This window comes from Alteromonas portus, assembly GCF_005117025.1.
Classification (GTDB): Bacteria; Pseudomonadota; Gammaproteobacteria; order Enterobacterales; family Alteromonadaceae; genus Alteromonas; species Alteromonas portus.
Window position 1 is genome coordinate 268127 of the sequence record NZ_SWCO01000009.1, and the last position, 22933, is coordinate 291059.

Below are 22933 nucleotides of genomic sequence, written 5' to 3' on the forward strand. Positions count from 1 at the left end.
GCCATTCTCCGAGTGTAGGTGTATAAAAACCGCTAGTGTAATGAAAGCGCGGGTAAGGGTACACACCCTTGCGCTGTATTTAATGGGTTTGTCGACTAAGTTTGTAAATTATTCAACACACTCACTGGAAAAACCTTCCAAATGACGCGCAAAATCTTTATGTGCTACGCAAAGTCTTTCCAGAAGCCGTTTTCAACTTTATCGCTTAATGTGTCCCAAAGGTTTACTTCAGGGATAGGACGGCTAATAAGATAACCTTGCCCTTGATGACAATCGAAATGGCAAAGTAATTCGTACTGCTCGTTGGTTTCAATCCCCTCGGCCACCACCTGCATTCCCATGTTACGTACCATAGATATGGTGGAGTGGACTATGTTTCTGTCGTCTGCACTGTTGGCAATGTTGGCAACAAAAGAACGATCAACCTTAATGTAATCGGCTGGTAGCGATTTTAAATAGCTAAGTGACGAATAACCGGTACCAAAGTCGTCAATGGCTAACATACAGCCCATATCGCGTATGGTTTGCATTATTTCCGTTGCGCGTTTGATATCTGATACCAAAACGGTTTCCGTAAGCTCTAAGCAAACCTGATCAGGCGCTATATCATTTTTGATAATTTGGTGCTGTAAAAACTCAGGTAAGCTTGGGTCTAGGAATTGCCCCGCCGATAAGTTAATTGCCACTTTGATGTCTGGATAGCCGCTATTTTTGAGTTCTCGCACTAAATGGGTGGAGCGCGTAATAACCCAATAATCTAGCTCGAGCATAAACGACGTGTTTTCAAGAAGTGGGATAAAATCACCTGGTGAAATATGCCCTTTTTTAGGGTGATACCAGCGCAGTAGCGCTTCAAAGCCCATGAGTTTGCCGCTATGCATGTCAATTTGCGGTTGCAATGCTAGGCTGAACTGATTGCCTCTAAGCGCTTCACGAGCTTCAGATTCTAGCTCAACTTTTTGCATCACTTTAAGGTTCATGGTGGCGTCATACACCCTGAACTCAGCGCCTTTCTTCGCTTTTGCCTCGTACATTGCAATATCCGCATGGCGCAATAACTCAACTGGCGTGGCGCGAGAATGATTGGTTATGGCAATACCGATACTAATTGATACATAAAAGGTAACGCCATCAACAATGATAGGCTCTTTAAACTCGTCGATAATTTTTTGCGCTACCGTATCGACGTGCTTTTTGCTTTCTATATTAGACAATAAAATTACAAACTCATCACCCCCGAAACGCGATGCTATATCAGATTCTCGAATAGGTCGGGAAATTCGCATTGCAGCGGCTTTAAGCAACTTGTCGCCTACGTCATGGCCATGACTATCGTTAACTTTCTTAAAATCATCTAAGTCCATGAACATCAGGGCAACTAGCCTTTCATCCCGCAGAGAGCTGGCTAACTGCTTCTCTATTTGAAACGTCAACATGTTGCGGTTAGGTAACCCTGTGAGCACGTCGAACATGGCCATTTTTTCGAGCTTAGCGGTGTTTATTGCCATTTGACCATCAAAGCTTTCTAACTGGCGCGCTAAATCGTTCGCCGCTTCCTCAACCACATCGAGTTCGTCAGTTAGCTTAAATACAGGCAGTTTTCGACGCTTAGCTGCGACCGCATAGAATTCGCTAAACTTATGTTCAGCCAACATCGGCAGACGCTCGCTTATGTCTAATAGCCTTGTGCGATATTGGTTTAAAAATAGATAAAGTAGCGATGAGAAGAGTAAAAACAAACCGATGGCGCTTGAGATAACAACGTATCGATATTGCTCGTTTTGTCGCATCATAGCCGATACGTCTTGCACAATAAGCAAATAAGGATGATCGCCTGAGGCATGGTCAAAAGGCAGAAGACTCGCTAAAAGCTGCTGGCTGTCTAACTTTACGTTCACCCCTTTAATCACTAAGTCATCAACGCGCCAGTTTGCCGGCAAGGCATCAATAAGTGAGTTTAAGTACTGGCGATTAGCCGCGGTCACTTGGCTGGCAACCTTTAGTGTTAGCTTTCCAGCCGTAGACTCATTCAACTGAACAATCGCCACCTTATGCATGTCGGTTGCCCGACTAAACAAGTACAGTAGTTCCCGCATAGAAGTAGATACAATGATAACCGGAACTTTATCGCTTGGCGTCAATATTGGGATTGAAATATAGTGAGTACATACATTTTCACACGCTAACAATGAACGGCTTTCAAACGTTGCACGAGTAGTATCTACAAGCCGTTCGATAGTGCTGTTAACGGGATAGGTTGGCTGCCCTACAACGCCGTTTTCATCGAACAAATAGAGTGTTTCCACCTGAAAATTTAGCGTTAGATATTCGCTTAGCTCACCTAATGTCTGGTTCAGTTCGTCCAGACTATTAGAATAGGCGCCATCTTTCCGACTGATAATATCTATAAGGGTGATCATGCGGCTGTGGAGAATATCTTCAAACAACTGCACGCGACGTTGATTGCTGATTTGACTTTCCCGCTGCTGCAACACAACCTGCGCTTCAGACTCTTGAATAAGCACTGTGGAGATAACAATAGTAACGGTTAAAACCATTGCCAGTAATATAGCGATGGTTTTAGTGGTAAACGATACCTGAACCTTCATTGGTTACCCTTAAAACCAATACATCAACTGTATTGACCACATTTCCCAATGTTTATCAGCATGGGAGGCCACATCACGGTTCAATAAGCTGACGACCCTTGTTGCGCCTTCAACCCAGTGGTATTCTCCCTGCAATCTCCATTTTGGCGCGATGTCCCAACGTAAACCAACCGTATAAGTATCTTGATATCCAAAATAAGCAGGGATAAGCCCTCCGGTACTTGCCTCGAGGATTTTACCATCACTGTCGGAGGTATCATTAATGTATGTATCGTAGCCCATCAATCCACTGATTCTATGATTAAAAAGATACCTAAATTGAACGAAACCGCCTTCTCCCGTGCGATTTTCGTTAAAATCTGGCGCGAACAGCCCCCTGCTGTCTTGCTTTTCACGAAGCAGTTCAGCAGATACTTCCCAATTTTCAGCAAAATATTGCGCAGACAACATAAAACGTTCTATTTTTGCCCCACCTGACAATAGATTGTCATCATGCGATGGCGTATAGCTGAAATCGGAATTAAGCCAGCTCGCTCCTATTTTCCATGTCATTGATGAGGGCTGTACAAACACGCTTGCTTGATGCACAAAGTCTTGTTTTATTTTACCTTTTGCATCACTTCCCAAAAGAAAATCACGCTGAGACTCGTTAATGTTTGAGCGCCCGTAACTCCAATTGAGTTCCCAAGTATACGCCTTTCCATAATGAGAAAAGCTGGTCAAAATTCCGTTGCTGCCCAATGCAACATCACGAAAGCCGTCAAAATATACCGATTGAGGTAATACAGAGGTATACCGTGTTTGAGGTACATCTCTGGTAGATGAATAAAGCCAATGGGTGTTCTTGAAGCGCCCTGCATGAACTTTTCCACGCCAACCGCCAGGTAAGTCAGGCAGTTTCCAGTCGACAAACAAATAGTCGAGACGAGCCCCCTGCTCGAAGCGGTTCCCCCCCTCTAAATAATTAATTTGCCCAGCAATGGAAATGTTCTCTGCAAGTTGATAATAACCATTTAGGCCAATCTCGGTGAGTTCACCAGTTACATTGTTGTCGTCAGTGATAAAGCTACTGTCTTTCGACTGGGTTATACCTTGTGAAATATAGCCGTGCCATGTGAAGTCTGTCTGCGCATTAGCAACACAGGAACTGACAAGACCAAGCGCAAAAGCAATGTATTTTTTCATTCTAAGTCTACCTCTACGCGTCTTAGCTTAACGATATCTGTTCTTTCAACGTAACCAATTGCACCTTCTGTATTTTCCAGCGCATCAACTAACGCTTGATAAGAGGTCACTCTGATAGGGGTAATGCCTTGGCCGGAATAAGTGATTTGGTCCCAAAGCCGAGATAATTGATAAGGAAACATTTGGAGAATATCGCGACAAAACTGACGATGTAATTCGTCGCTGTCTTGCAGTACAAAGACTGTTATTTTATTGCCATTGTCCCAGTACTGACGCTGCCCCGTGAATATCTGGCGAAGCTCAGAGCGATTTAGCTCTGCCACCATCACACTTTCATTCACCATGACGTTAAGTTCTGACGCATTCACTTTAGCAACACACATCATTAGCACTGCTAGCAGCACGACTTTAGATGTAGTAAAAGCGAAAATATCAGACAGCCATCGCAAAGCGGGCTTTTTCATTAAGTAACGACTCCCTGTTTTACAGAAGTACACTGCACAAGGCTAAGTGTAGATAAAAGTTGTTTGTTTTACCTTACGATAAAAAAATTAAGCGAGAAACGGCGCAACTTTTTGCTTTACCATGTCTACAGTAATTTTTTCCATTAGTTGGCTTCCTTTGGCTCGCGTCCCCCATGGCAACGCGTCCCAAGGTTTCCCCTTTTGCTCCTCTACACATTCATCATACACAGATACCACGTTATCGAGGTCGTTATACGGCCCTGTCCTGCGTGGATTAGAATGTGCATATAGCCCAACAACTGGTGTGCCCATGGTGGTTGCCATGTGGGCAGGTCCGGTGTCGGGTGCAATGACTAAATGGGCATGCTTTAGCAACATGAGTAGCTGATGCAATGTTGTTTGCCCAGTAAAATCTTGAAGCGGTTGTTTTACGCTCGCTTTAATTGCATCAGCGGTTTTGCGGTCTAAATCTCCTGGACCGCCACATAATATCACGGCGACACCGGCCTCTTGGATATAGTCAGCAATACTCGCGTATCGCTGTGGCAACCAATTCCTTTCAGCTTTACTTGCTGCTGGTGAGATAACTATATATTTACCCAATATTTTTGCCTGTTCTTCCCCCCACTGCTCATCTTCAGGGGCAACGGGGATACTCCACGACACTGGTTTTGACTCTGGTACGCCCAATGCATCGGCAAAGTCCATAAAACCTTTAAGTACGTGGGCGTGTTTTGTGGCAGCAACTCGTCGATTTGCAAACAACCAGTGCAGCTCTTTACTGCGCGCCCAGTCAAAACCTATGCGCTGTTTGGCTTTAATTACTCGCGAAGCCAAGTTTGCACGTAACGCCACCTGCATCATCAATAAAGCGTCAAAGGTTTCACCAGCGACTTCCGCTTTTAGCGACTCTACTGCTGCCTTACCTTTCGATTTATCGAAAATAATGAACCGTACATTTGGCATCAGCTTTACTAGCTGATATTCCACTTTACCGATAATCCACGTGATTTCAGCATCGCGCCACTGCGATTGAATTCGAGTAACCATAGCGACGGCATGACACACGTCTCCAATGGCCGATAAGCGCATTAAACAAATCTTTTTTCCCACAGAAGCTCTCTCGTTGCTGAAAAACCAAAATAAATCGTTAGAATATGAAATTTACCATAAGTTGTGGGCAACATGGCGACAATCCGACGAGACATAGGTGCGGGGCACCACTTTATTTTCGATAACACCTTGGTTAGTCAGCCCAATACTGAAATGTTCAGCCCTGAGTTTTGGCAACTACAAAACAAAATAACAGGTCAAGCCAAAGGACGTGGTACAACCATTTTTATTGAGCATGAAAATCAACACTGGGTTTTACGTCACTTCAAGCGTGGCGGGTTGGTGGGGAAAATATTGAGCGACCAGTATTTTTTCAATGGCGTAGAGCGCTCTAGGCCTTTTGAAGAATTTAGGTTGCTGGAATACATGCGAGGTGAAGGCCTTCTGGTGCCAGTACCTGTTGCAGCTCGTATTCATCGCAGAGGGCTAATCTACCGTGGTGATTTAATTACGCTAAGTATACCTAACAGCCAAGATCTTCACCATGTTTTGTGTCAGCAACCGTTAACAAAGAGCGAATGGCGTGACGTAGGGCGGGCGCTAGCGCGAATGCACAATTGTCAGGTTTATCATCACGACGCTAATATTCGAAATATTATGATAGATAGCAATAAGCAAATTTGGCTAATTGACTTTGATCGCTGTTCAAAGCGCCAGGGCAATAGCTGGAAGCAAAGCAATCTAGACCGCCTCTTGCGTTCATTACATAAAGAGCAAGCTAAAAACCCGGTATTCCATTGGGCAGAAGGCGACTGGGCTGCTTGCTTAGATGGCTATGAAGAGTTAGTGAAGCGTTAAACTTCAAGAATAATAGGCTGGCTTGCAACAACACTTAGTCTCGGTCATTAATGTGGTAAAGTAGCCGCGCTTAACTCATAAACCCTATACAACGAAAAGATTCAATTTTATGCATACTAGAGCACTCTACCCCGGTACTTTTGACCCAATTACGAACGGTCATGCTGATCTTATTGAACGCGCATCTCAGTTATTTTCTCACGTTATTGTGGCTATCGCTTCTAACCCAAGCAAGAAGCCGTTATTCACCTTAGAAGAACGGGTAGAGATGATAAAGAAAGTAACAGCTGACCTGCCTAATGTCGAAGTGGTTGGGTTTACAGGCTTGCTAGCGGACTTTGCTGATGAACAAAACGCGACAATTTTGATCCGAGGCTTGCGCGCGGTATCTGATTTCGAATACGAATTTCAGCTTGCCAATATGAATCGTCGCTTAAATCCAAAGCTTGAAAGTGTATTTTTAACCCCAGCAGAGGAAAACTCGTTTATTTCCTCGACCCTAGTGAAAGAAGTTGCGCTACATCGCGGGGCAGTAAGTGGTTTTTGCCACCCCGTAGTAGAACAAGCCTTAAAAGACAGATTAGGTAAAAAGAGCTAAGTAAACCAGCTTTTTACACTACAACCAGCTTACAGTGTAGGATTTAAATCTAGCTCGATTTATTCTAAATATAGTTAGCGTTGGCAGCGAGTACAGAAAAAGGTATTACGCTGCCCTATCACCTTGCTTTCAATGGCGTTACCGCACACTTCACAAGGCTCACCTTTTCTACCATAAACATTTAAGTGCTGTGCAAAATAACCCGGCTTACCATCGGTTTGTGCAAAGTCTTTTAGCGTGGTACCGCCCTGCTCGATGGCCTTAGCTAGTACTTGCTTTATTGTTGCAGTAAGTGCCTTATAGCGCGCTGCACTGATATTACCTGCCGCTCTTCGCGGATCGATACCAGCAAGAAACAAAGCCTCGTTCGCATAAATATTGCCCACGCCAACCACAATCGCGTTATCCATGATGAAGTTTTTTACCGGGCCTTTGCGGTTGCGCGACAGGCTGAACAAACGCTTATCATCAAAGTCGTCTGTAAGGGGCTCTGGACCTAGGTTGTTGAACATAGCTTGCTGCGTATTGGGCGCTTGAAATAAAACAGCCCCAAAGCGTCTGGGGTCATTTAAGCGTAAACACTTACCGGTATTTAAAACAATGTCCACATGGTCGTGTTTAACAACGGGTGTGACTGCGTCAATAACCCGTAGTTTACCAGACATACCTAGATGCAAAATCAGCGTGCCTGTGGCTGTTTCAATTAATAGGTATTTTGCCCGGCGTTTAACCGCGATTACCTTCTGGCCCTCTACCTTTGAGACTTCCTCAGGAATGGGCCAGCGCATTCTTCGCTCTCGTACCACCACTTGTGTAATGGTGTTACCGATTAAATGGGGTGATACGCCTAAACGGCTTACTTCAACTTCTGGTAATTCAGGCATTTACAATGTCCAGGGTAACAATTTATCAAGGTCGGTATTGGTTAATGTGTACCAGTTATTTTCGAATTTGATCACTACCGGTGATGTGTTGGGGTAAATTGCATAAACATTGCCGTTACTGTTGCCGGCAAGCCATACTACAACAACATATGGCTGAGTACTGATGATCGATTCAGGCACTTCAGTGACTGGGTTCAGCTTAGCGCGTTGCCAGTGAGAAAACTGCTCATCTGGTGTCACTGTTAAACTTGTATCAGGACCTTTCTGACGCCACTGTTGCCCTATGCGTTCTAAGCTGTTGTTATCATGCTCTATCTTCAGCACGTAAGCTTCTTCAGGTAACAAACTGCGTGTTTGTATCGTATTTTTCTTGGGTAGCAAACTGTCTAAGTTAAACAGTGCAATCATAATAAGCATTGCAATGATAACCACGTTGTTCATTGCTCGCTGAGAAATTCTTGCCACGCGTTGTTCCCGTCAACTGGTAGGCCACATATAGTGCATTATAGTAATACCTCACTCTCTTATAAGCTAATTCAATGTGCAGTTAGCTTGCTTGGGTTTTTGAAAGGTACTGTGTACTTAACACTTTGTGTTGTTGAGACTTTATTCTGCCAAATGCTTATCTTATTGAAACCGCAGATCGCTCAGAATTTGGAGTTAGATCTGAAATAGAAAAGGCATTTTTTCGTGTATTAACACGTAGGGATCATGTTATGCCTGTCACGATCAAGCGCGATCTATAGGACAAGTGAGCTATATTCACAGTTCCAAAAGCAAAAAACCCAGCAAAGGCTGGGTTTTCGTGGAGACAAAAGCAAGCTAATTACTTGATTTTGGCCTCTTTAAACATAACGTGCTTACGCACAACGGGATCATACTTTTTGATCTCCATTTTGCCAGGCATGTTACGCTTGTTTTTATCAGTAGTGTAGAAGAAACCTGTACCTGCTGAAGAAACTAGTTTAATTTTATCACGCATTGTCGGCTTCCTTAGATTTTCTCACCACGGGCACGGATGTCAGTTAGTACTGAATCAATACCTTTTTTATCGATGATACGCATGCCTTTAGCAGACAAACGTAGTTTTACAAAACGGCTTTCGCTCTCAACCCAAAAACGGTGTGTTTGAAGGTTTGGTAAAAAGCGACGACGAGTCGCATTTCGTGCGTGTGAACGGTTATTACCAACCGTTGGACGCTTACCTGTTACTTGGCATACTCTTGACATTGTATTTGTCTCCAGAACAACGATAACTGTCGCGTCAGTTAATCCCAAGCGCTCAAACAGTGGTTGGGTCAAATGACGTATTACTATAAATTAGAGGGCGCATTTTATACAGCAAAGGCAGGATCATTTCAATAAGAAAGTACAAAAAGGTTACTTTTACGTACTATTTTTGCACAAAATACCACCGGCACTCATTTTTGATGGGCTGTATTGTACTTTTCTCTTTGCTGTTAAGCTACGAATAAATGCACAAACTACACTTTAATTTCAGATTTAAATTTTTGTCTCTGCGAGCGAAAAAAACGCCACTTTAGTGTGGCGTTTTATCTATTTAATCATAAAAAGGTGACCTAACTTCCGTTAAATCGATTAGCCTTGATGGACGCCTTAATAACTGACCACCATCCCGAGAGATAGGTACCCAAGGGAACAACCCACGACCTTTAGACGGCTCTAGCAAGAACAAATCTGTAGGAATGGAAATATAAAAACCTTTGGTAAAACTTCCCTCTCCATATTCTTCTGATGAAACATCAGTAAAAGCGGCATATGCTCCCACTATAATACCGCTATCAAAGCGCTTGGCGTAATCAATGTTAACGCCTTTATCTTTCGCTAAGAATTGACCGGCACTAACGGTAATCTGCGTGTCATCTAAGAATTCGGGCTGCCAGTAGACACTTGCATGACCGGTTATTGCATCGTAATCCTCTAAGCCGGTTTGACTGTAAGGGTCACGCTGCTTAACGTAGTTGATATCTATACCGTAAGCGACGTTACTGTCGACTGGACGATAAAGAATTTCGCCACCTACACCTGCGAACATGGTTTCAAGATACCCCGCGTAGGCTTGGGCATAAAGGTCTTCAGCTATGTTGTCTTTGTAGTGTAGGTATGCGGTATCTAACCATACATCGTTTTCAGACACATATTCACGAACCCGAGTACGTACACGAGGTAACGACACGTCTTCACCATCAACGAGATAGTTGAACTTGTCGAAGTTATCAAGAAGCGTCACCCGTATACTGCTCATAGCCGCGAAGTTTTCGTTTAACGCATAACCGCCATTTAGCATTAATCCCGTTTGATAAAGATAAAAATCTTCCGGGTTACCAAATGACTGAGTGAAGAAGAAATCGGCACTATAGAAGACGCCTGATGTGTTTTCAGGGTCGTAGGCTTCCATTACTTCTTCAGAAGGTGACGTTCTTACGTAAGTTTCGGTTATGTCGGCATCAACTGATTCATACCGCGCGGCTGAGATAAAGGCTTCAGCATCTATTTGGGTATCCACCAACGGAAGGCCGCCGCGATTATCTACCATATGATAAGTTTTAACACTATCTGGAAGCTCATAAGCCGCTACGCGTCCTACGCGCTCGATAGCTTCATCTTGGTCGCGGTATTTAACCTGCGTTCCATAGAAAGTCGCACTGTCATCTTTAATTTCAGCATCGGATAAGACAAAACCACCTGAGCTATAAAGGTCATTATAAAGACGTGATTTATTCACGTCCTTAACATTGGACGGGGCATTTCTTCCCATTAAGTTTCGCGGCGCATCATCGAATTTAATCTGAGACGCGGTGTTCATATTGAATCTATATGTTACACCAAACCCAATGGTGTTCCCTCGTTGGTAATTCAGCGAGAAATCAAAATCTTTGTAGCGATAAACCGCGCCCACATTCCAGCGAGAATCTTGCTCTAGCTGTCCAGCTCTGTCACGAGAATAATCATTGCCTTCAAACTCAAGTTTTAGCGTTAACGGTTCCCATGGCGTTTGATACTCTACGCCACCAAAGAACGCCGTTGTGCCTTTAAAAAACTGGTCATAATCGACCTTACCACCGCGACCCGAGAATCCGCCGGGACGTTCACAGAAGCTATCTCTAACCTCGCAGAACGGATTGCTGATGTCATCGGCCGTACCCAAATACCCCCAGCCTAAGCCTAAATGGAAATCGAATGGGCCAACCGATTTACTGGCGTTAACGTATTCACTTTCGAAAAAGCCTGTACCACCAAAATCTCGAAAGCCCACGCTAATGTCAGGCAGGTAATAACTTTCTTTCCAAAGCCTGAATTTAACGTCTAGCCCTTTATCTTTTAAAGTTTGGTCGCCGCTGAACGACTCAACTTGGCTATATAAGCGCGTACGTACATCGGTATAGCGAGCGGTCGCTTCCATCCAATCATAAAGCTGAATATTGACTGACCAAAAACGATATTCGCCATTATCAGTATAGTTGATGGCCATTCCGCCTTCGTCTCGCATACGCGCGGTTGGTGTTTGGATAAGACCATTTCCACCTTGCACCATCTGCGAGGGCGTAACGCGAAGTTGAGTATCTGCGAAGGTGGTAGACGATAATGCGCTGCCAATTACCAGCGCGAGTGTTTTTTTCTTAGGTATTAATTGCGCACTCATTGAGGTAAAACCCTGTGTACTGCTAACGCGGCAACGCGCTCATTTAATTGCTTAAGTTTGTTGCTGAAAAGCTCTGAAGAGATAGGCACATAAACTTGGCTACCCGGCATAATTTGAGCGAAATCTAAATTCCAGTAAGCAATACCCTTCTCTTCAATATTCCCCATTGGGTCAATGACATAGACAACGCTTCTGTCGGCGTCTACCGCCTTTTTAACCGTATGAACCGCCGTATAAATTGAAGTATCGCTTTGATGTTGATAAGCACCTGGTTTTATCACCGCGCCCGAGAAATGCACCACGTTAGGACGTCCATTCAAACGGACCCAATATTTACCCGGCTGAAACATAGGGTTGTCTTCGAAAAACAACCGAGAGCGGTTATAAGAAATAGGCATATCGATACGCGTAGATACCGTCCAAGAAGATACTTGCTCAAACAAATTTTGCAGCGCTTTGTGCGTGTCTGAATCTTTATCAAAACTGACCAACAGCTGTCTTATTTGCGATAGCGCTATCTCTTTTTCCCTTTCAGCTTTAGGGTTGTTTAAATCAAACGCTGCCGCCGTAGGCCAATACCAATCAGCACTGTCGGCTACAATAGACAATACACTTGATAATCTGATTGGGCGGTCAAACTGATAAGTTTGCTTATTCACCATCACACTTACAAGACCTTCATTTGCATGTAAATTTGTTGATGTGATAAGACCTAATGCAATAAAAAGTGCATAAATAAACTTCATTATTGCGTTGCTCCTTGTTTGCTCATCTGACGCACTATACGGCTTAAATACACCATGTCGTAGGCGTCTCCCTCAGGGCTGAATTTTTGCTTCGAGGCTAATAATTCTTTCGTGTTCTTATGCAAGAAATAGGTATTTTCCCACGACAGCCCTATGTCGATAAAGGGTGTGTATTCTGAAACGTTTACAGTTTCAATAACTTTGATAACGGGCACGGAAAAGCCAAGATAGTTACGGGTTTCTTCACCCACGATTCTCCATGAAGAATCTACGGGAACCCCATAACCAATTGATGCTATATCAACTTTACGCTTCCAGTTGAAAGGTAAAACATCATTGGTAGCTAACGGATTATGCTGCAAATTGCTTGTATAAAAGAGGTCGTTATCTAAACCTTCCGTTTTCACAATAATCCCGTGATGCATGGTGAAAATAACTTTATCACCTGACACCCACTTATATTTATCGCCATCAATATAAGCTAATGCGAGAGACGCTGCATCGCGCTCCCCTGCTTTAATTTGCATCAGATCTGCTTTACTCGCCGCAATCTCATCGACGGTGTAAGTCACTGTGCGGTCTTTTAAAGCAAGTTTTAGTGTATTGTAATAGGCAAGGGTTGTTGTAGAACACCCCGATAGAGACAGGCAAAGAAAGCCAATAATGGCTGATAGAATGTGTAGTTTCATTAAGGTACGCCGACAAAAACTAAAAACAATTAAATTTTGCTGTAAAAATAAAAAAAGCCGCTAAAAAAAGCGGCTTTTTCGAATACTCTAAAATTTACTGTACGGTCGGCGCGTAAGTAAATGTAACAGGTACAGTAATTGTTTTAGTTACAGTGCCTGTACCAGAAGTAGTAACGGTAACAGTGTTAGTTGTACCAACACAAACGTCGTCTACTAATGGGTCGTCACCTTCGCAAGTAGGGTCAGTTGGAGTAGTGCCACCATTTCCTGGCGCATCTGCAGAGTTGTTGTTTGCAACACCAGCGATAATACCAGCAGCAACAACACCAGTAGCAATTAGGCCACCGCTTACTGCGCCCGCACCACCAGCTCCAGCACCACCTTCACCTTCTTGTGCGTTAACACCAGCCACCATAGTAGCAGCTGCAAATAATGCAATGATTGACTTCTTCATAACAGTCCTTTAATAAAATTACCCACTAAATCCTATGCTAAATCATTTTCAACCATTTGACTAGATTATAATCGACGAATGACTTAGATTTCTTATGGTAGCAAGCCTCGCTGCGCAAATGAAATAGTTTCTTTATCTCCAACCACAAAATGATCTAGCACGGGAACATCGATCGATGCCATGGCACTTTTGATCTCCGCTGTTAAGCGAATGTCAGCGTGGCTAGGTTCGGCAACGCCTGAGGGGTGATTATGAACTAAAATGATCGCCGCCGCATTATCGATCATTACTTGTTTGATTAATTCTCTTGGGTACACTGCAGCGCTGTTGATCGTTCCATTGAACATAGTGCGAAAAGCAATAAGCTGGTGCTGACTATCAAGCATCAAAAGTGCAAATATTTCTCTTTCACAGTCTCTTAATTTAGCCTGTAAATAACGCTTTGTGTCATCCACATTATTGAATACATCTTGGCGCGTAAGTTTTATTTCTAAGTTGCGCTTAAAGATTTCAAACCCCGCTTGAAACTGCGCGTACTTACATGGGCCGATACCAGACACGTTTGAATACCTTTCTTTTGTTGCCGTTACCACACCTCGCAAACACCCGAGTTCCTTTAGTAATTCGTGTGCAACAGACACGGCGCTTTTACCTTTCACGCCTTTGCCCAACAGCACCGCAATAAGCTCAGCATCGCTTAAGCTTTCTGCACCATGCTGCAATAATTTTTCCCTTGGCCTTTCGCTCATCGGCCATATCTTTATCGACATGCGTTTGATCCGTTAAATCAATGAAACAGTGGTTATAGTTGAATCAAAGAAAATTAACGACTGTATTAAAGACGGGTTTCTTTTGCTCTTGAACAGATAAGCGTCGAACAACATGATTGTAGTAAGATCGACTTTTGTTCAGCTATCCGATTTTTTGTCCTCATGGTAGGCTACTATCAATATTGAGATTTAGTGTTCTTTTATGTCTATTGCTAATAAAAACATTTTGCTGGGCGTTACAGGCGGTATTGCCGCATATAAAGCCCCTGATTTAGTGCGTAAGCTCACCGCACTAGGTGCCAATGTTCGTGTTGTCGTTACCGATTCTGCCGCCGAGTTTGTAAGTACTTTGTCACTTCAAGCGGTGTCTGGGCACCCAGTGCATCAGCACCTTTTAGACCCCGCCGCTGAAGCCGCAATGGGGCATATTGAATTAGCAAAATGGGCAGATATCTTACTTATCGCCCCTGCCACAGCGAACACGCTCGCTAAACTTGCTCACGGCATGGCAGACGATTTACTAACTACGCTCTATTTAGCAACAACGGCTAAGCTTTTTATTGCGCCAGCAATGAACCAGCAAATGTGGAAAGCAATAGCAACGCAGCGCAATATCGCTATATTAAAAGAACACGGTGTTACTTTTGTTGGCCCGGCAAGCGGTGAGCAAGCGTGTGGAGATGTAGGTTCAGGCCGTATGGTTGAACCTATTGATCTTGCAAATGTGTTAAATGAAAATGAAGCGAAGTCTTCCTCGCTTACTTTTGCGTTAAACAATTTAGCGGGTAAAAACCTTACCATTACTGCGGGTCCAACCAGAGAACCCTTAGATCCCGTGCGCTATATTTCGAATCACAGTTCTGGAAAGATGGGGTTTGCGATTGCACAAGCTGCTGCACAAGCGGGTGCGAACGTAACGTTAGTTGCAGGGCCTGTAACGCTTTCTACGCCTCCTCTTTGTAACCGTATTGATGTCACCACCGCGGATGAAATGCTTAAGGCTTGTGAAGAGCTTGTGCCTTCAACAGATATTTTTATCAGCACTGCAGCGGTTGCTGACTATAAGGCGTGCTCAGTGGCCGATAATAAAATAAAGAAAACTGGTGATGAGTTAACACTTACTTTTGTTAAAAACCCTGATATTCTAGCAACTGTATCCAACAGACAAGATCGACCATTTTGCGTAGGCTTTGCGGCTGAAAGCCAAAATGTAGAAGATTATGCCCGCAGTAAGCTTGCTAAAAAGAAGCTTGATATGATTGCCGCAAACGACATCACAGCGGAAGGTCTGGGGTTTAATAGCGATAAAAACGCACTGCATGTGATATGGCAAGACGGTGATAAACGACTGCCCGCCACCAGCAAAAGTGAGTTAGCCGAGCAGTTGCTCGCACTCATTGCAGAACGTTTCGCTTTCAACAATAAAAATTAACAGATACTTTTTAAGTGTCGATAATAAAAACGATAAATACAAACGCTTTGGCGTAAGCCAACTTAACATGGAGCCCGGGTTGCTATAACTCGGTAGCGGAGGAAACACTTTCGTCATGCCTGCTGTCAAAAAAACAAATCGCAGAGCTCAAATTCTGCAAGCACTTGCTGGAATGTTAGAAACCAGCCCAGGTCAACGTATCACTACTGCTAAGTTAGCGGAAAAAGTCGGGGTGTCTGAAGCGGCACTATATCGCCACTTTCCAAGTAAAGCGCGAATGTTTGAAGGGCTTATCGAGTTTATTGAAGAAACGCTTTTTACACGTATCAATAAAATCGTTAACGAAGAGAAAGACTCACTCACGCGCTGTCAGCTTATTCTTCACCTTATTTTAGGTTTTGCAGAAAAGAACCCTGGTATTACTCGTATTTTAAACGGCGATGCGTTAATGGGTGAGCAAGACCGACTGCGCGCGCGCATAGCCAAGCTTTTCGAGCGTTTAGAAACGCAACTTAAGCAAGTACTAAGAGAACGCAAACTGCGTGAAGGTAAAACCCTTTCCGCCGATGAAGCGATTATCGCAAATATGATGATCAGCTACACCGACGGTCGTATCAATGGTTTTATCCGCAGTGGTTTTACCCGAAAGCCAACAGAACAATTCAATGAGCAATGGGCTGCATTTAAACAAATGTTTGTGTGATGCCCTAAATCTAAATTAAGCATCAGTCTTTGTTTTCTTACAAATTGCTGGTGCTTTTCCCCACACCCACTAGTGATTAGTTGTTCTCAATATAATCGACTATGCGTAGCGAGCTTTTACCATCTGTAGGCCCTACGTGGTCTTCCGTATATTCCTCTCGTTCTTTTTTATACAAATCTTTATTTTTCAATTGCTTTTCTATCGCGTCTCGAAGTTCTTTGTAGCTGTTTATATGAAGCCCGATATTTTGATAGATCACGTTATCTTTACCAAAGCGCTTCTTGAAACGGTACTTGAAAATACCCCGATATGACCACTTCAACTTAAAGAAATTACATACGATCACAGGTTTAGATAACGCGACAAACTCAAAGAGTGTACTCGATGCTTCACTAACTAAAATATCCGCTTCTTTCATAAAGGGAAGTAAAGATATGTCTGTTTCGGTTGCTACATAGGTGTTGCTAAACTCTTCCCACTTTTTCAACTTTTTCCGCTGATTTTTGTAAGCTTCACGGGAGTAGGTAAAGGTATGTGGCTTGATAAGGATATTGAAATCAGGAAAGTGGCTTGGCCAATTATCAGGAAAACATTCAAGTGAACTTGGGTTAAAAGTGGGAGCAAACAATAAGGTAGGCTTATTCTCATCTAAACCTAGTTCAGTGTACTTTAAACCTGTTTCTGTATTGTTGAATAAGGGATCGAGCTTTGAAAAGCCAACCTGAACAAACTCGTCATTCGGATATAGCTCTCTAATCTTAGCTAAACGCAGTTTACCCTCTATAAACCTAACTGTCATAGGTGTAGCTGATTTGTGATAGTAGCTAGGTTTAGGCCCAATACCATGACCGAGTTGAGCGGTTTTACTGACTTTGTGAATATCATCCAAATAAGAAAAACCATTGCCGAAGAAAATCCAATCTGGGGCCTCTTTCAAATAAAAGTCTCTTGCAGCTTTATCGTCGTCTACCCAACAAAACTCATAGTCTAGCGATAACAAAACTTGCTCAAATTTTTGAACATTATTCTTACTGCTATAGCAGACAAGTTGTACTTCATGACCCCGTTTTGCTAATTCTTCACAAATGGGAATAAATTGAGGTAAGTAATACACATTGACGGTATCAAAAGCTATCTTCATAAATTTTCTTATAGTTATTTATTGTTGGTACCAAAAAATAAGTGACTGTGCGTAATACTTCATTTGTATTACAGTGTGTAGAAATATCACTTATAAGACGAAAACTATGCCTAACACTACATTATCTAAATTCGGTTATCCCGATAATCTTATAAAAACATATGATTACTGGCATGTTTTGCTAAGACCCGGACAGGTGACCCTTGGTTCATTGGTTCTTATTTGTAAAGAAGAGGTTTTTCATTATTCTGACATTTCAGAAGACGCTGCCAGAGAGCAAAAGCACGTTGTAGCTGATATAGAAAAGGTGCTTAAAAAACGATTCAATTTCTGCAAAATAAACTATTTGATGTTGATGATGGTTGATCCAGCAGTTCACTTCCATGTTATTCCTCGCTACGAACACTCGGTGAGCTTTTGCAAGAAGTCATTTGAAGATAAGCACTGGCCTAAGCCACCTGTCTTAAGCGAAAAGCTTGAATTGGACGATGATTACTTTGCTGAACTAAGGTCGACATTACGCGCTGACTTTGCATTGATTTCTTCTACAAACACTTCAGGTGCAAACAAGAAATATCAAAGAATGTATACATCGGGCTGCTTTGATATTTTTCATCAAGGGCACCTCAATATACTGAAAAAGACAAAAGCGCTTTGTGACTACTTAATTGTGGGTGTATCTACTGACGAACTCATTGAAAAGTCAAAAGGACGCCCACCGCTTATCCCGTTTGAAGAACGAATTTCCATCCTTGAGTCAAACCGATATGTGGATGAAGTTATCCCTCAGGTGGATAAAAATAAACAACGAGTGGTAGATGAATACAATATTGATGCGATTTCAGTGGGTTCTGATTGGAAAGGGAAATACCCTAGCGTAACTTGCGACATGGTCTATTTCGACTATACCCCTAACGTTAGCTCTACCGTTCTTAAAAGAAAGCTATAACAAGCGTATGAGCTAGCAGTGACCTGCTAGCTCAAGCATAGTATTTTACTTACTAAACGTGTTACCGAAGAAGTCGCCCTCGTTCCACTTAGGCTTATTCTTTTGGTTTGCTAGTGTCCAACCAATTTGCGCGTTAACTTTGGTGAACGTCTCCGCTGCATTCCAGTTAAATGGCTGATTAATATCGTCGCTAGGCTTATGGTAGTGCGTAGATAAGAACTGGCCAAACACCTTGCTGCCGTCTACGTTAGGATCTTTAGATTTAAGACCCGGCACCATAAACACTGAAGGTACACCTTGTTTTACAAACGCGTAATGATCTGAGCGAGTAAACAGCGCCTGCTCTGGCCATGGGTCTGGGCTTAGCTCGATATCAGCGTTAGCAGCAGCTTTTTCCACTGATTCTTGCAAATCACTGTGGTTCGCGCCAAACGCAATAACGTCTGCAAACTCGTAGGTCAAAATCGGCATATCTAGGTTTACGTTCGCCACCATTGAAGTAACCGGTACGGTTGGGTTACGAGCAAAATAGTCAGCACCTAAAAGGCCTTTTTCTTCACCGGTTACCGACACAAACAGAATTGAACGCTTTGGCTTTTCTTTCATTTCGCTAAACAGGCGTGCAGTTTCTAACATCACTGACGTACCAGACGCATTGTCCATGGCGCCATTGTTGATGTTGTCTTTCTTCACTGTTTTAGCAAAACCAATGTGATCTGAGTGAGCAGAGAAAACCACATACTCGTTTTTAAGCTCAGGGTCTGAGCCTTCAAGTACACCCACAACATTCGGGCTTGTAATGGTGTCGTGTACGCTCTTCTTGCTGATATCTACCACACCGTTTAACGCAAAACCTTGCGGTACTTTGTCTGCTTCAAGATGTGCATAAACATCATCAAGGCTTTTTTCTGCGCCTTCAAATAACTTACGCGCAGCACCCTCACTCATGTAAGCGCCGCCTTTAAGCTGAGAAAAGCTATTAGCTGGCTCACCGCTGTCATCTAACCAGGCCATACGCGGTGTATGAATGTAGTTCAAACGGCTTTGATAAGGTCGTACCTTTTCATTTTTAGGCGTAGTAATAGTGATCATGCCAATTGCGCCATGATCTACCGCGTACTTTTGCTTTTGATAGCCAGACGCAAAGTGAGCGCCCTCTTCTGATGGAAAGTCGCTTGGCTTACCCGCTAGCGCCACAACAATTTTACCTTCTACGTCGAGGTCTTTGTAATCGTTGTGAGATAGCTCATCAGCCACAATACCGTAACCTACGAATACCATTTCACCTTTTACATTAGCTTCAGTGCTAAGCAAACTCGGGCTAGCTAAATACTCTTTCGGATAGTCAAACTCGACGGTTTCACCATTTTGCGTAAAGGAAAACTGCGGCGACTCTTGTACTAAGTTGGCTTTACGAAACGATACATTTTGAATGTAACCGTCTGTACCTGCTGGCTTTAAGCCATATTTGGCAAATTCGGTAGCAATGTAAAGCGCCGCAATTTCATGGCCGCGAGAGCCCGTATCACGACCTTCAAGTAAGTCGTCGGCTAAGAAAAACAGGTGTGATTTAATTCGCTGTGTATCAGGATTAAAAGCATTGTCTGTCGATGCGTGGTTATGCGCAGTGGCAGCAAAGGTCATTGCCGTCATCGCACTACCTATAAGGAGTTTTTTTATCATTCTAATTTCACCATATAACTAAGTGTGCATCATGGTAACGCAGTTAATAGGGGGAATACCATTAAACTGCTTACGTTTACCATGGGTTTCCTACCGTTGCTCGCATTTTAGTAGCAAGGTAAAATTGTTAGCCACATTCCGGCTCAGTTTCCGGAGATTCTTATGTTTTTTAGTGAAGAGCAGCATCCATGTCGAAAGACGATATTCTTTACCGCGTTCAGTTCATCAGCAATGGAGAACGTTACGAACTTTACGTTAGAGCCCTTACTCAGGGCGCTTTGTTTGGCTTTATCGAGATAGGCGACTTTGTGTGGGATACCCACACGAGCGTTGTTGTAGATCCTAGCCATGAAAGGTTAAAAGCTGAATTTTCAGAAGTAACAAAAACTTATATTCCTATGCACAACGTTTTACGCATTGACGCCGTAAATAAAAAAGGAACAGCCAAAATTACTAAATTAGAAAATAAATCTGATAAAGTAACTGCTTTCCCTAGTCCAATATATACACCAACGAAAGAGTAGCCGCCGGCATCTATCCGGTAAAGGTTACCGGAGACCCTTATGTATCGCTATCTGTTAGCAGCATTACTATTTATTTGCAGCATTAGTGCATCTGCAAAGAGCCTTGACGATGAAAGCTTGTATCAGCTACTTGATGACATTTGGCAGTACGAGCTTTCGGTTTCCCCACTTTTAGCGTCTCGCGAAGGCGATAGCTCCCTCGCTCATGTGCTACCCGATATTTCGCCCGAAGCACTTAAAGCTCAAAATGAACAATGGCGCGCTTTTCAAAAAGCCTTAAGCCAATATAAAAAAGAAAATATCTCTAGTGACGCTTATATTGCCTTGCTGATGCAGCAATATCGTTTAGCTAACTATGTGGATGAATATACGTATCGCGCGCACTTGGTGCCTATTAACTCAGAATATGGCTTTCATGGTGCGATGGCTTCACTCCCAAATTTATCAACCTTTAAACGCGTAGAAGATTATCAAGCCTATATTAGCCGCCTAAACGCGCTGAAATCTTATTTTGACCAACAAATTGCGTATATGAAACAAGCGCTAAAAGAAGGCTACACACAGCCTAAAGTCGTGCTTAAAGGGTTTGAAGATTCTGTGGCGTCATACATTGTTGAAAATGCAGTGGACAGTGGTTTTTATTCTCCATTTACCCGCTTTCCTGAGTACTTTACTGCCGAGCAAAAGGCAGCGCTAGCAGAGCAAGGCAAAGCAGCAATAAACAGCAGCGTACTGCCTGCATATCAAATGTTTTACGACTTCATGGTAGACGAATACATTCCTAATGCCCGTGAAGATATTGCCGCAAATAACTGGCCTGATGGCGTGGCGTATTACGCCAATAGAGCAAAGCATTACACCACCACAGATATGACGCCTCAGGAAATCCATGATTTAGGTTTGTCTGAAGTAAAACGCATTCGCGCGCAAATGCAGCAAATTGTGGATGAGCTTAGCTTTGATGGCGACATTAATGACTTCATTGCGTTTTTACGCGAAGACCCGCAATTCTATGCCACCAGCGCTGAAGATTTACTAAAAGAAGCGTCGTTTATTGCAAAGAAAATGGACGCAAAGCTTCCTTCGCTTTTTGAGTATCTGCCAAGAACACCTTATGGCGTAGCGCCTGTACCAGACGCTATCGCGCCCAAATACACAACGGGCCGTTACATTCACCCTAGCCGCGATGACCAGCCAGGATATTACTGGGTAAACACGTATGCCCTTGATAAGCGCCCTTTGTATGCATTGCCTGCACTGACCTTGCACGAAGCAGTACCTGGCCACCACCTACAAATTTCATTGGCCGCAGAGCTTGAAGATTTGCCCATGGTACGCCGTAACACCTATATTTCAGCGTTTGGTGAAGGCTGGGGACTGTACTCTGAGTTTTTAGGTATTGAAGCAGGTATTTATGAAACGCCGTACGACAACTTCGGTCGCTTAAGCTACGAAATGTGGCGTGCGTGTCGTTTGGTTGTTGATACCGGTATGCACACCATGGGCTGGAGCCGTCAACAAGCGGTGGATTACATGATGGAAAACACCGCGCTTTCAGAACACAACGTCAATACTGAAATAGACCGCTATATTTCTTGGCCAGCGCAAGCCTTGTCTTACAAGATAGGGGAGATCAAAATTAAAGGCCTTCGCAAGAAAGCAGAAGAAGCGTTAGGAGAGCGTTTTGACGTGCGCAAATTCCACCGTGCCGTGTTAGAAAACGGCTCAGTTCCACTGTTTATCTTGGAGCAAAATATCAACACCTTTATAGAAGAACAAAAGGCACAATAAACATGATCGTTGCATTTGGTGTTATTGGATTACTTATCCTGTTTTTAATTTACTTCGTGCTGCGAGCGCAGAACTTACAGAAAGAGCTGGCGCTGTTGCGCCACTCAAATAAGCAAACCAGCAATAAGGTTACATATGCTTACCGTAACCTTGTTCTTGTTACAGATGCGCTGGAAAAAAACCTTACTGCACGTATTGAAAGTGCCTATAAAAGCCGTCTTATCGACCAAACTCAATACAATGCGCTACTCCCACTTATGCGCAACTTTTCGACTATTGTTATGACCTGTTGTGAAAAAGGAATGTCATTTGAGGAATCGCTGAATAAAGTGTTGCTTAATGAAGAAGTGACGCTTGAGGAAATTCGTGAAGTGGTAAAGGCTCTACCTAGCAACGTTCGCATGGTGTGGGCAAAAAATACCGCAGACGGATTTATTGCTTTTTGCCAAACCGTTACAGCAACAGTAAGCGGTACTACAGCAAAAGCTCAAAAAGACCCATCATCTGAAGAGTAACTTTCTACTCTACGCCACTCGTTAGCGCTGATGCAGCGCTAACTTTATGACAGGGTCGCCCGCTTTGCTATGCAGTAAGCTCAGCGCCCCTGGCCATGTTCCCACTCTTTTAAAAGTTTAATCTTTTTACCTTTCCAAACTAATCAGTAAGTTAGCGCTTAAAACAACAAGCCAAAAACCTTTTGTCTTGAAAAGGGTTATTGCTGCACTATAATACTGTA

At 43.2% G+C, this 22933-nt stretch carries 23 protein-coding genes; 8 read left to right on the top strand and 15 right to left on the bottom strand.

Going from position 1 to position 22933, the window contains the following annotated elements:
- Positions 1–164: 164 nt before the first annotated feature.
- The 4 genes from E5672_RS16635 to E5672_RS16650 form a co-directional block, all read right to left on the bottom strand.
- Entirely contained in the window at positions 165–2609 is a 2445-nt protein-coding gene (locus E5672_RS16635) for a putative bifunctional diguanylate cyclase/phosphodiesterase (protein WP_136783232.1), read from the bottom strand.
- 9 nt (positions 2610–2618) lie between these two features.
- Positions 2619–3794 (bottom strand): hypothetical protein, encoded by a 1176-nt coding sequence (locus E5672_RS16640; RefSeq protein WP_136783233.1) that lies wholly within the window; start codon positions 3792–3794, stop codon positions 2619–2621.
- Entirely contained in the window at positions 3791–4258 is a 468-nt protein-coding gene (locus E5672_RS16645; protein WP_136783234.1) for a hypothetical protein, read from the bottom strand. Before E5672_RS16645 ends, E5672_RS16640 begins: the two co-directional genes overlap by 4 nt.
- 87 nt (positions 4259–4345) lie before the next feature.
- Complete coding sequence (locus E5672_RS16650; protein ID WP_338081743.1) at positions 4346–5371, bottom strand: glycosyltransferase family 9 protein; 1026 nt, start codon at positions 5369–5371, stop codon at positions 4346–4348.
- Between the two features lie 63 nt (positions 5372–5434).
- Here E5672_RS16650 and E5672_RS16655 point away from each other — a divergent pair, with 63 nt between their 5' ends.
- Together E5672_RS16655 and coaD are read left to right on the top strand one after the other, a co-directional pair.
- Positions 5435–6169 carry a 3-deoxy-D-manno-octulosonic acid kinase gene (locus tag E5672_RS16655; RefSeq protein ID WP_136783235.1) on the top strand — a complete coding sequence of 245 codons (735 nt, stop codon included), beginning with the start codon at positions 5435–5437 and terminating at the stop codon, positions 6167–6169.
- 109 nt (positions 6170–6278) lie between these two features.
- Complete coding sequence (gene coaD, locus E5672_RS16660; protein ID WP_136783236.1) at positions 6279–6767, top strand: pantetheine-phosphate adenylyltransferase; 489 nt, start codon at positions 6279–6281, stop codon at positions 6765–6767.
- 74 nt (positions 6768–6841) lie between these two features.
- Here coaD and mutM read toward each other — a convergent pair whose 3' ends face one another.
- From mutM to radC, 9 genes are all read right to left on the bottom strand, one after another.
- Positions 6842–7651 carry a bifunctional DNA-formamidopyrimidine glycosylase/DNA-(apurinic or apyrimidinic site) lyase gene (gene mutM / locus E5672_RS16665; protein ID WP_136783237.1) on the bottom strand — a complete coding sequence of 270 codons (810 nt, stop codon included), beginning with the start codon at positions 7649–7651 and terminating at the stop codon, positions 6842–6844.
- Entirely contained in the window at positions 7652–8116 is a 465-nt protein-coding gene (locus E5672_RS16670) for a hypothetical protein (protein ID WP_136783238.1), read from the bottom strand.
- A gap of 361 nt (positions 8117–8477) precedes the next feature.
- A complete protein-coding gene (rpmG, locus tag E5672_RS16675; RefSeq protein WP_012516577.1) occupies positions 8478–8633 on the bottom strand; it encodes a 50S ribosomal protein L33 in 156 nt (51 codons plus the stop codon).
- A gap of 11 nt (positions 8634–8644) precedes the next feature.
- A complete protein-coding gene (gene rpmB / locus E5672_RS16680; protein WP_012516576.1) occupies positions 8645–8881 on the bottom strand; it encodes a 50S ribosomal protein L28 in 237 nt (78 codons plus the stop codon).
- Between the two features lie 331 nt (positions 8882–9212).
- On the bottom strand, positions 9213–11315 hold the full coding sequence (locus E5672_RS16685; RefSeq protein ID WP_136783239.1) for a YjbH domain-containing protein: 2103 nt from the start codon (positions 11313–11315) through the stop codon (positions 9213–9215).
- Complete coding sequence (locus tag E5672_RS16690) at positions 11312–12061, bottom strand: capsule biosynthesis GfcC family protein (protein ID WP_136783240.1); 750 nt, start codon at positions 12059–12061, stop codon at positions 11312–11314. The genes E5672_RS16685 and E5672_RS16690 overlap by 4 nt, the downstream gene beginning before the upstream one ends.
- The gene (locus E5672_RS16695) at positions 12061–12750 is read right to left on the bottom strand and encodes a YjbF family lipoprotein (RefSeq protein ID WP_136783242.1); all 690 of its coding nucleotides are present in this window, start codon (positions 12748–12750) and stop codon (positions 12061–12063) included. The genes E5672_RS16690 and E5672_RS16695 overlap by 1 nt, the downstream gene beginning before the upstream one ends.
- A gap of 94 nt (positions 12751–12844) precedes the next feature.
- Positions 12845–13204 (bottom strand): hypothetical protein, encoded by a 360-nt coding sequence (locus tag E5672_RS16700; RefSeq protein WP_136783243.1) that lies wholly within the window; start codon positions 13202–13204, stop codon positions 12845–12847.
- Positions 13205–13296: 92 nt separating this feature from the next.
- On the bottom strand, positions 13297–13974 hold the full coding sequence (gene radC, locus E5672_RS16705; RefSeq protein ID WP_136783245.1) for a RadC family protein: 678 nt from the start codon (positions 13972–13974) through the stop codon (positions 13297–13299).
- Positions 13975–14176: 202 nt separating this feature from the next.
- Here radC and coaBC point away from each other — a divergent pair, with 202 nt between their 5' ends.
- Together coaBC and slmA are read left to right on the top strand one after the other, a co-directional pair.
- Positions 14177–15406: a bifunctional phosphopantothenoylcysteine decarboxylase/phosphopantothenate--cysteine ligase CoaBC gene (gene coaBC, locus E5672_RS16710; RefSeq protein WP_136783246.1), complete on the top strand. Its 1230-nt coding sequence runs from the start codon at positions 14177–14179 to the stop codon at positions 15404–15406.
- Positions 15407–15521: 115 nt separating this feature from the next.
- Complete coding sequence (gene slmA / locus E5672_RS16715; RefSeq protein WP_014996795.1) at positions 15522–16109, top strand: nucleoid occlusion factor SlmA; 588 nt, start codon at positions 15522–15524, stop codon at positions 16107–16109.
- A 76-nt stretch (positions 16110–16185) separates the two neighbouring features.
- On the opposite strand, the gene E5672_RS16720 is transcribed toward slmA, so the two are convergent.
- Positions 16186–17250 (bottom strand): CDP-glycerol glycerophosphotransferase family protein, encoded by a 1065-nt coding sequence (locus E5672_RS16720; protein ID WP_136783247.1) that lies wholly within the window; start codon positions 17248–17250, stop codon positions 16186–16188.
- A gap of 106 nt (positions 17251–17356) precedes the next feature.
- On the opposite strand from E5672_RS16720, the gene E5672_RS20050 reads away from it, so the two are divergent.
- Positions 17357–18199 (top strand): adenylyltransferase/cytidyltransferase family protein, encoded by an 843-nt coding sequence (locus tag E5672_RS20050; protein ID WP_240692267.1) that lies wholly within the window; start codon positions 17357–17359, stop codon positions 18197–18199.
- 45 nt (positions 18200–18244) lie between these two features.
- Here the strand turns inward: E5672_RS20050 and E5672_RS16735 are convergent, their stop codons facing one another.
- Positions 18245–19882 carry a M28 family metallopeptidase gene (locus E5672_RS16735; protein WP_136783249.1) on the bottom strand — a complete coding sequence of 546 codons (1638 nt, stop codon included), beginning with the start codon at positions 19880–19882 and terminating at the stop codon, positions 18245–18247.
- Positions 19883–20070: 188 nt separating this feature from the next.
- Here E5672_RS16735 and E5672_RS16740 point away from each other — a divergent pair, with 188 nt between their 5' ends.
- From E5672_RS16740 to E5672_RS16750, 3 genes are read left to right on the top strand one after another with little or no spacing between them, the layout of a single operon-like run.
- Entirely contained in the window at positions 20071–20406 is a 336-nt protein-coding gene (locus tag E5672_RS16740) for a DUF1820 family protein (RefSeq protein ID WP_136783251.1), read from the top strand.
- 39 nt (positions 20407–20445) lie between these two features.
- On the top strand, positions 20446–22197 hold the full coding sequence (locus E5672_RS16745; RefSeq protein WP_136783252.1) for a DUF885 domain-containing protein: 1752 nt from the start codon (positions 20446–20448) through the stop codon (positions 22195–22197).
- 2 nt (positions 22198–22199) lie between these two features.
- Positions 22200–22712 (top strand): hypothetical protein, encoded by a 513-nt coding sequence (locus E5672_RS16750; RefSeq protein ID WP_136783253.1) that lies wholly within the window; start codon positions 22200–22202, stop codon positions 22710–22712.
- Positions 22713–22933: the final 221 nt, after the last annotated feature.

What these genes read in the sequence shown, in the direction of transcription:
- E5672_RS16635 (WP_136783232.1), bottom strand. Translation starts at nt 2,609, where the DNA reads ATGAAGGTTCAGGTATCGTTTACCACTAAAACCATCGCTATATTACTG.
- E5672_RS16640 (WP_136783233.1), bottom strand. Translation starts at nt 3,794, where the DNA reads ATGAAAAAATACATTGCTTTTGCGCTTGGTCTTGTCAGTTCCTGTGTT.
- E5672_RS16645 (WP_136783234.1), bottom strand. Translation starts at nt 4,258, where the DNA reads ATGAAAAAGCCCGCTTTGCGATGGCTGTCTGATATTTTCGCTTTTACT.
- coaD (WP_136783236.1), top strand. Translation starts at nt 6,279, where the DNA reads ATGCATACTAGAGCACTCTACCCCGGTACTTTTGACCCAATTACGAAC.
- mutM (WP_136783237.1), bottom strand. Translation starts at nt 7,651, where the DNA reads ATGCCTGAATTACCAGAAGTTGAAGTAAGCCGTTTAGGCGTATCACCC.
- rpmG (WP_012516577.1), bottom strand. Translation starts at nt 8,633, where the DNA reads ATGCGTGATAAAATTAAACTAGTTTCTTCAGCAGGTACAGGTTTCTTC.
- rpmB (WP_012516576.1), bottom strand. Translation starts at nt 8,881, where the DNA reads ATGTCAAGAGTATGCCAAGTAACAGGTAAGCGTCCAACGGTTGGTAAT.
- E5672_RS16685 (WP_136783239.1), bottom strand. Translation starts at nt 11,315, where the DNA reads ATGAGTGCGCAATTAATACCTAAGAAAAAAACACTCGCGCTGGTAATT.
- E5672_RS16690 (WP_136783240.1), bottom strand. Translation starts at nt 12,061, where the DNA reads ATGAAGTTTATTTATGCACTTTTTATTGCATTAGGTCTTATCACATCA.
- E5672_RS16695 (WP_136783242.1), bottom strand. Translation starts at nt 12,750, where the DNA reads ATGAAACTACACATTCTATCAGCCATTATTGGCTTTCTTTGCCTGTCT.
- E5672_RS16700 (WP_136783243.1), bottom strand. Translation starts at nt 13,204, where the DNA reads ATGAAGAAGTCAATCATTGCATTATTTGCAGCTGCTACTATGGTGGCT.
- radC (WP_136783245.1), bottom strand. Translation starts at nt 13,974, where the DNA reads ATGTCGATAAAGATATGGCCGATGAGCGAAAGGCCAAGGGAAAAATTA.
- coaBC (WP_136783246.1), top strand. Translation starts at nt 14,177, where the DNA reads ATGTCTATTGCTAATAAAAACATTTTGCTGGGCGTTACAGGCGGTATT.
- slmA (WP_014996795.1), top strand. Translation starts at nt 15,522, where the DNA reads ATGCCTGCTGTCAAAAAAACAAATCGCAGAGCTCAAATTCTGCAAGCA.
- E5672_RS16720 (WP_136783247.1), bottom strand. Translation starts at nt 17,250, where the DNA reads ATGAAGATAGCTTTTGATACCGTCAATGTGTATTACTTACCTCAATTT.
- E5672_RS20050 (WP_240692267.1), top strand. Translation starts at nt 17,357, where the DNA reads ATGCCTAACACTACATTATCTAAATTCGGTTATCCCGATAATCTTATA.
- E5672_RS16735 (WP_136783249.1), bottom strand. Translation starts at nt 19,882, where the DNA reads ATGATAAAAAAACTCCTTATAGGTAGTGCGATGACGGCAATGACCTTT.
- E5672_RS16740 (WP_136783251.1), top strand. Translation starts at nt 20,071, where the DNA reads ATGTCGAAAGACGATATTCTTTACCGCGTTCAGTTCATCAGCAATGGA.
- E5672_RS16745 (WP_136783252.1), top strand. Translation starts at nt 20,446, where the DNA reads ATGTATCGCTATCTGTTAGCAGCATTACTATTTATTTGCAGCATTAGT.
- E5672_RS16750 (WP_136783253.1), top strand. Translation starts at nt 22,200, where the DNA reads ATGATCGTTGCATTTGGTGTTATTGGATTACTTATCCTGTTTTTAATT.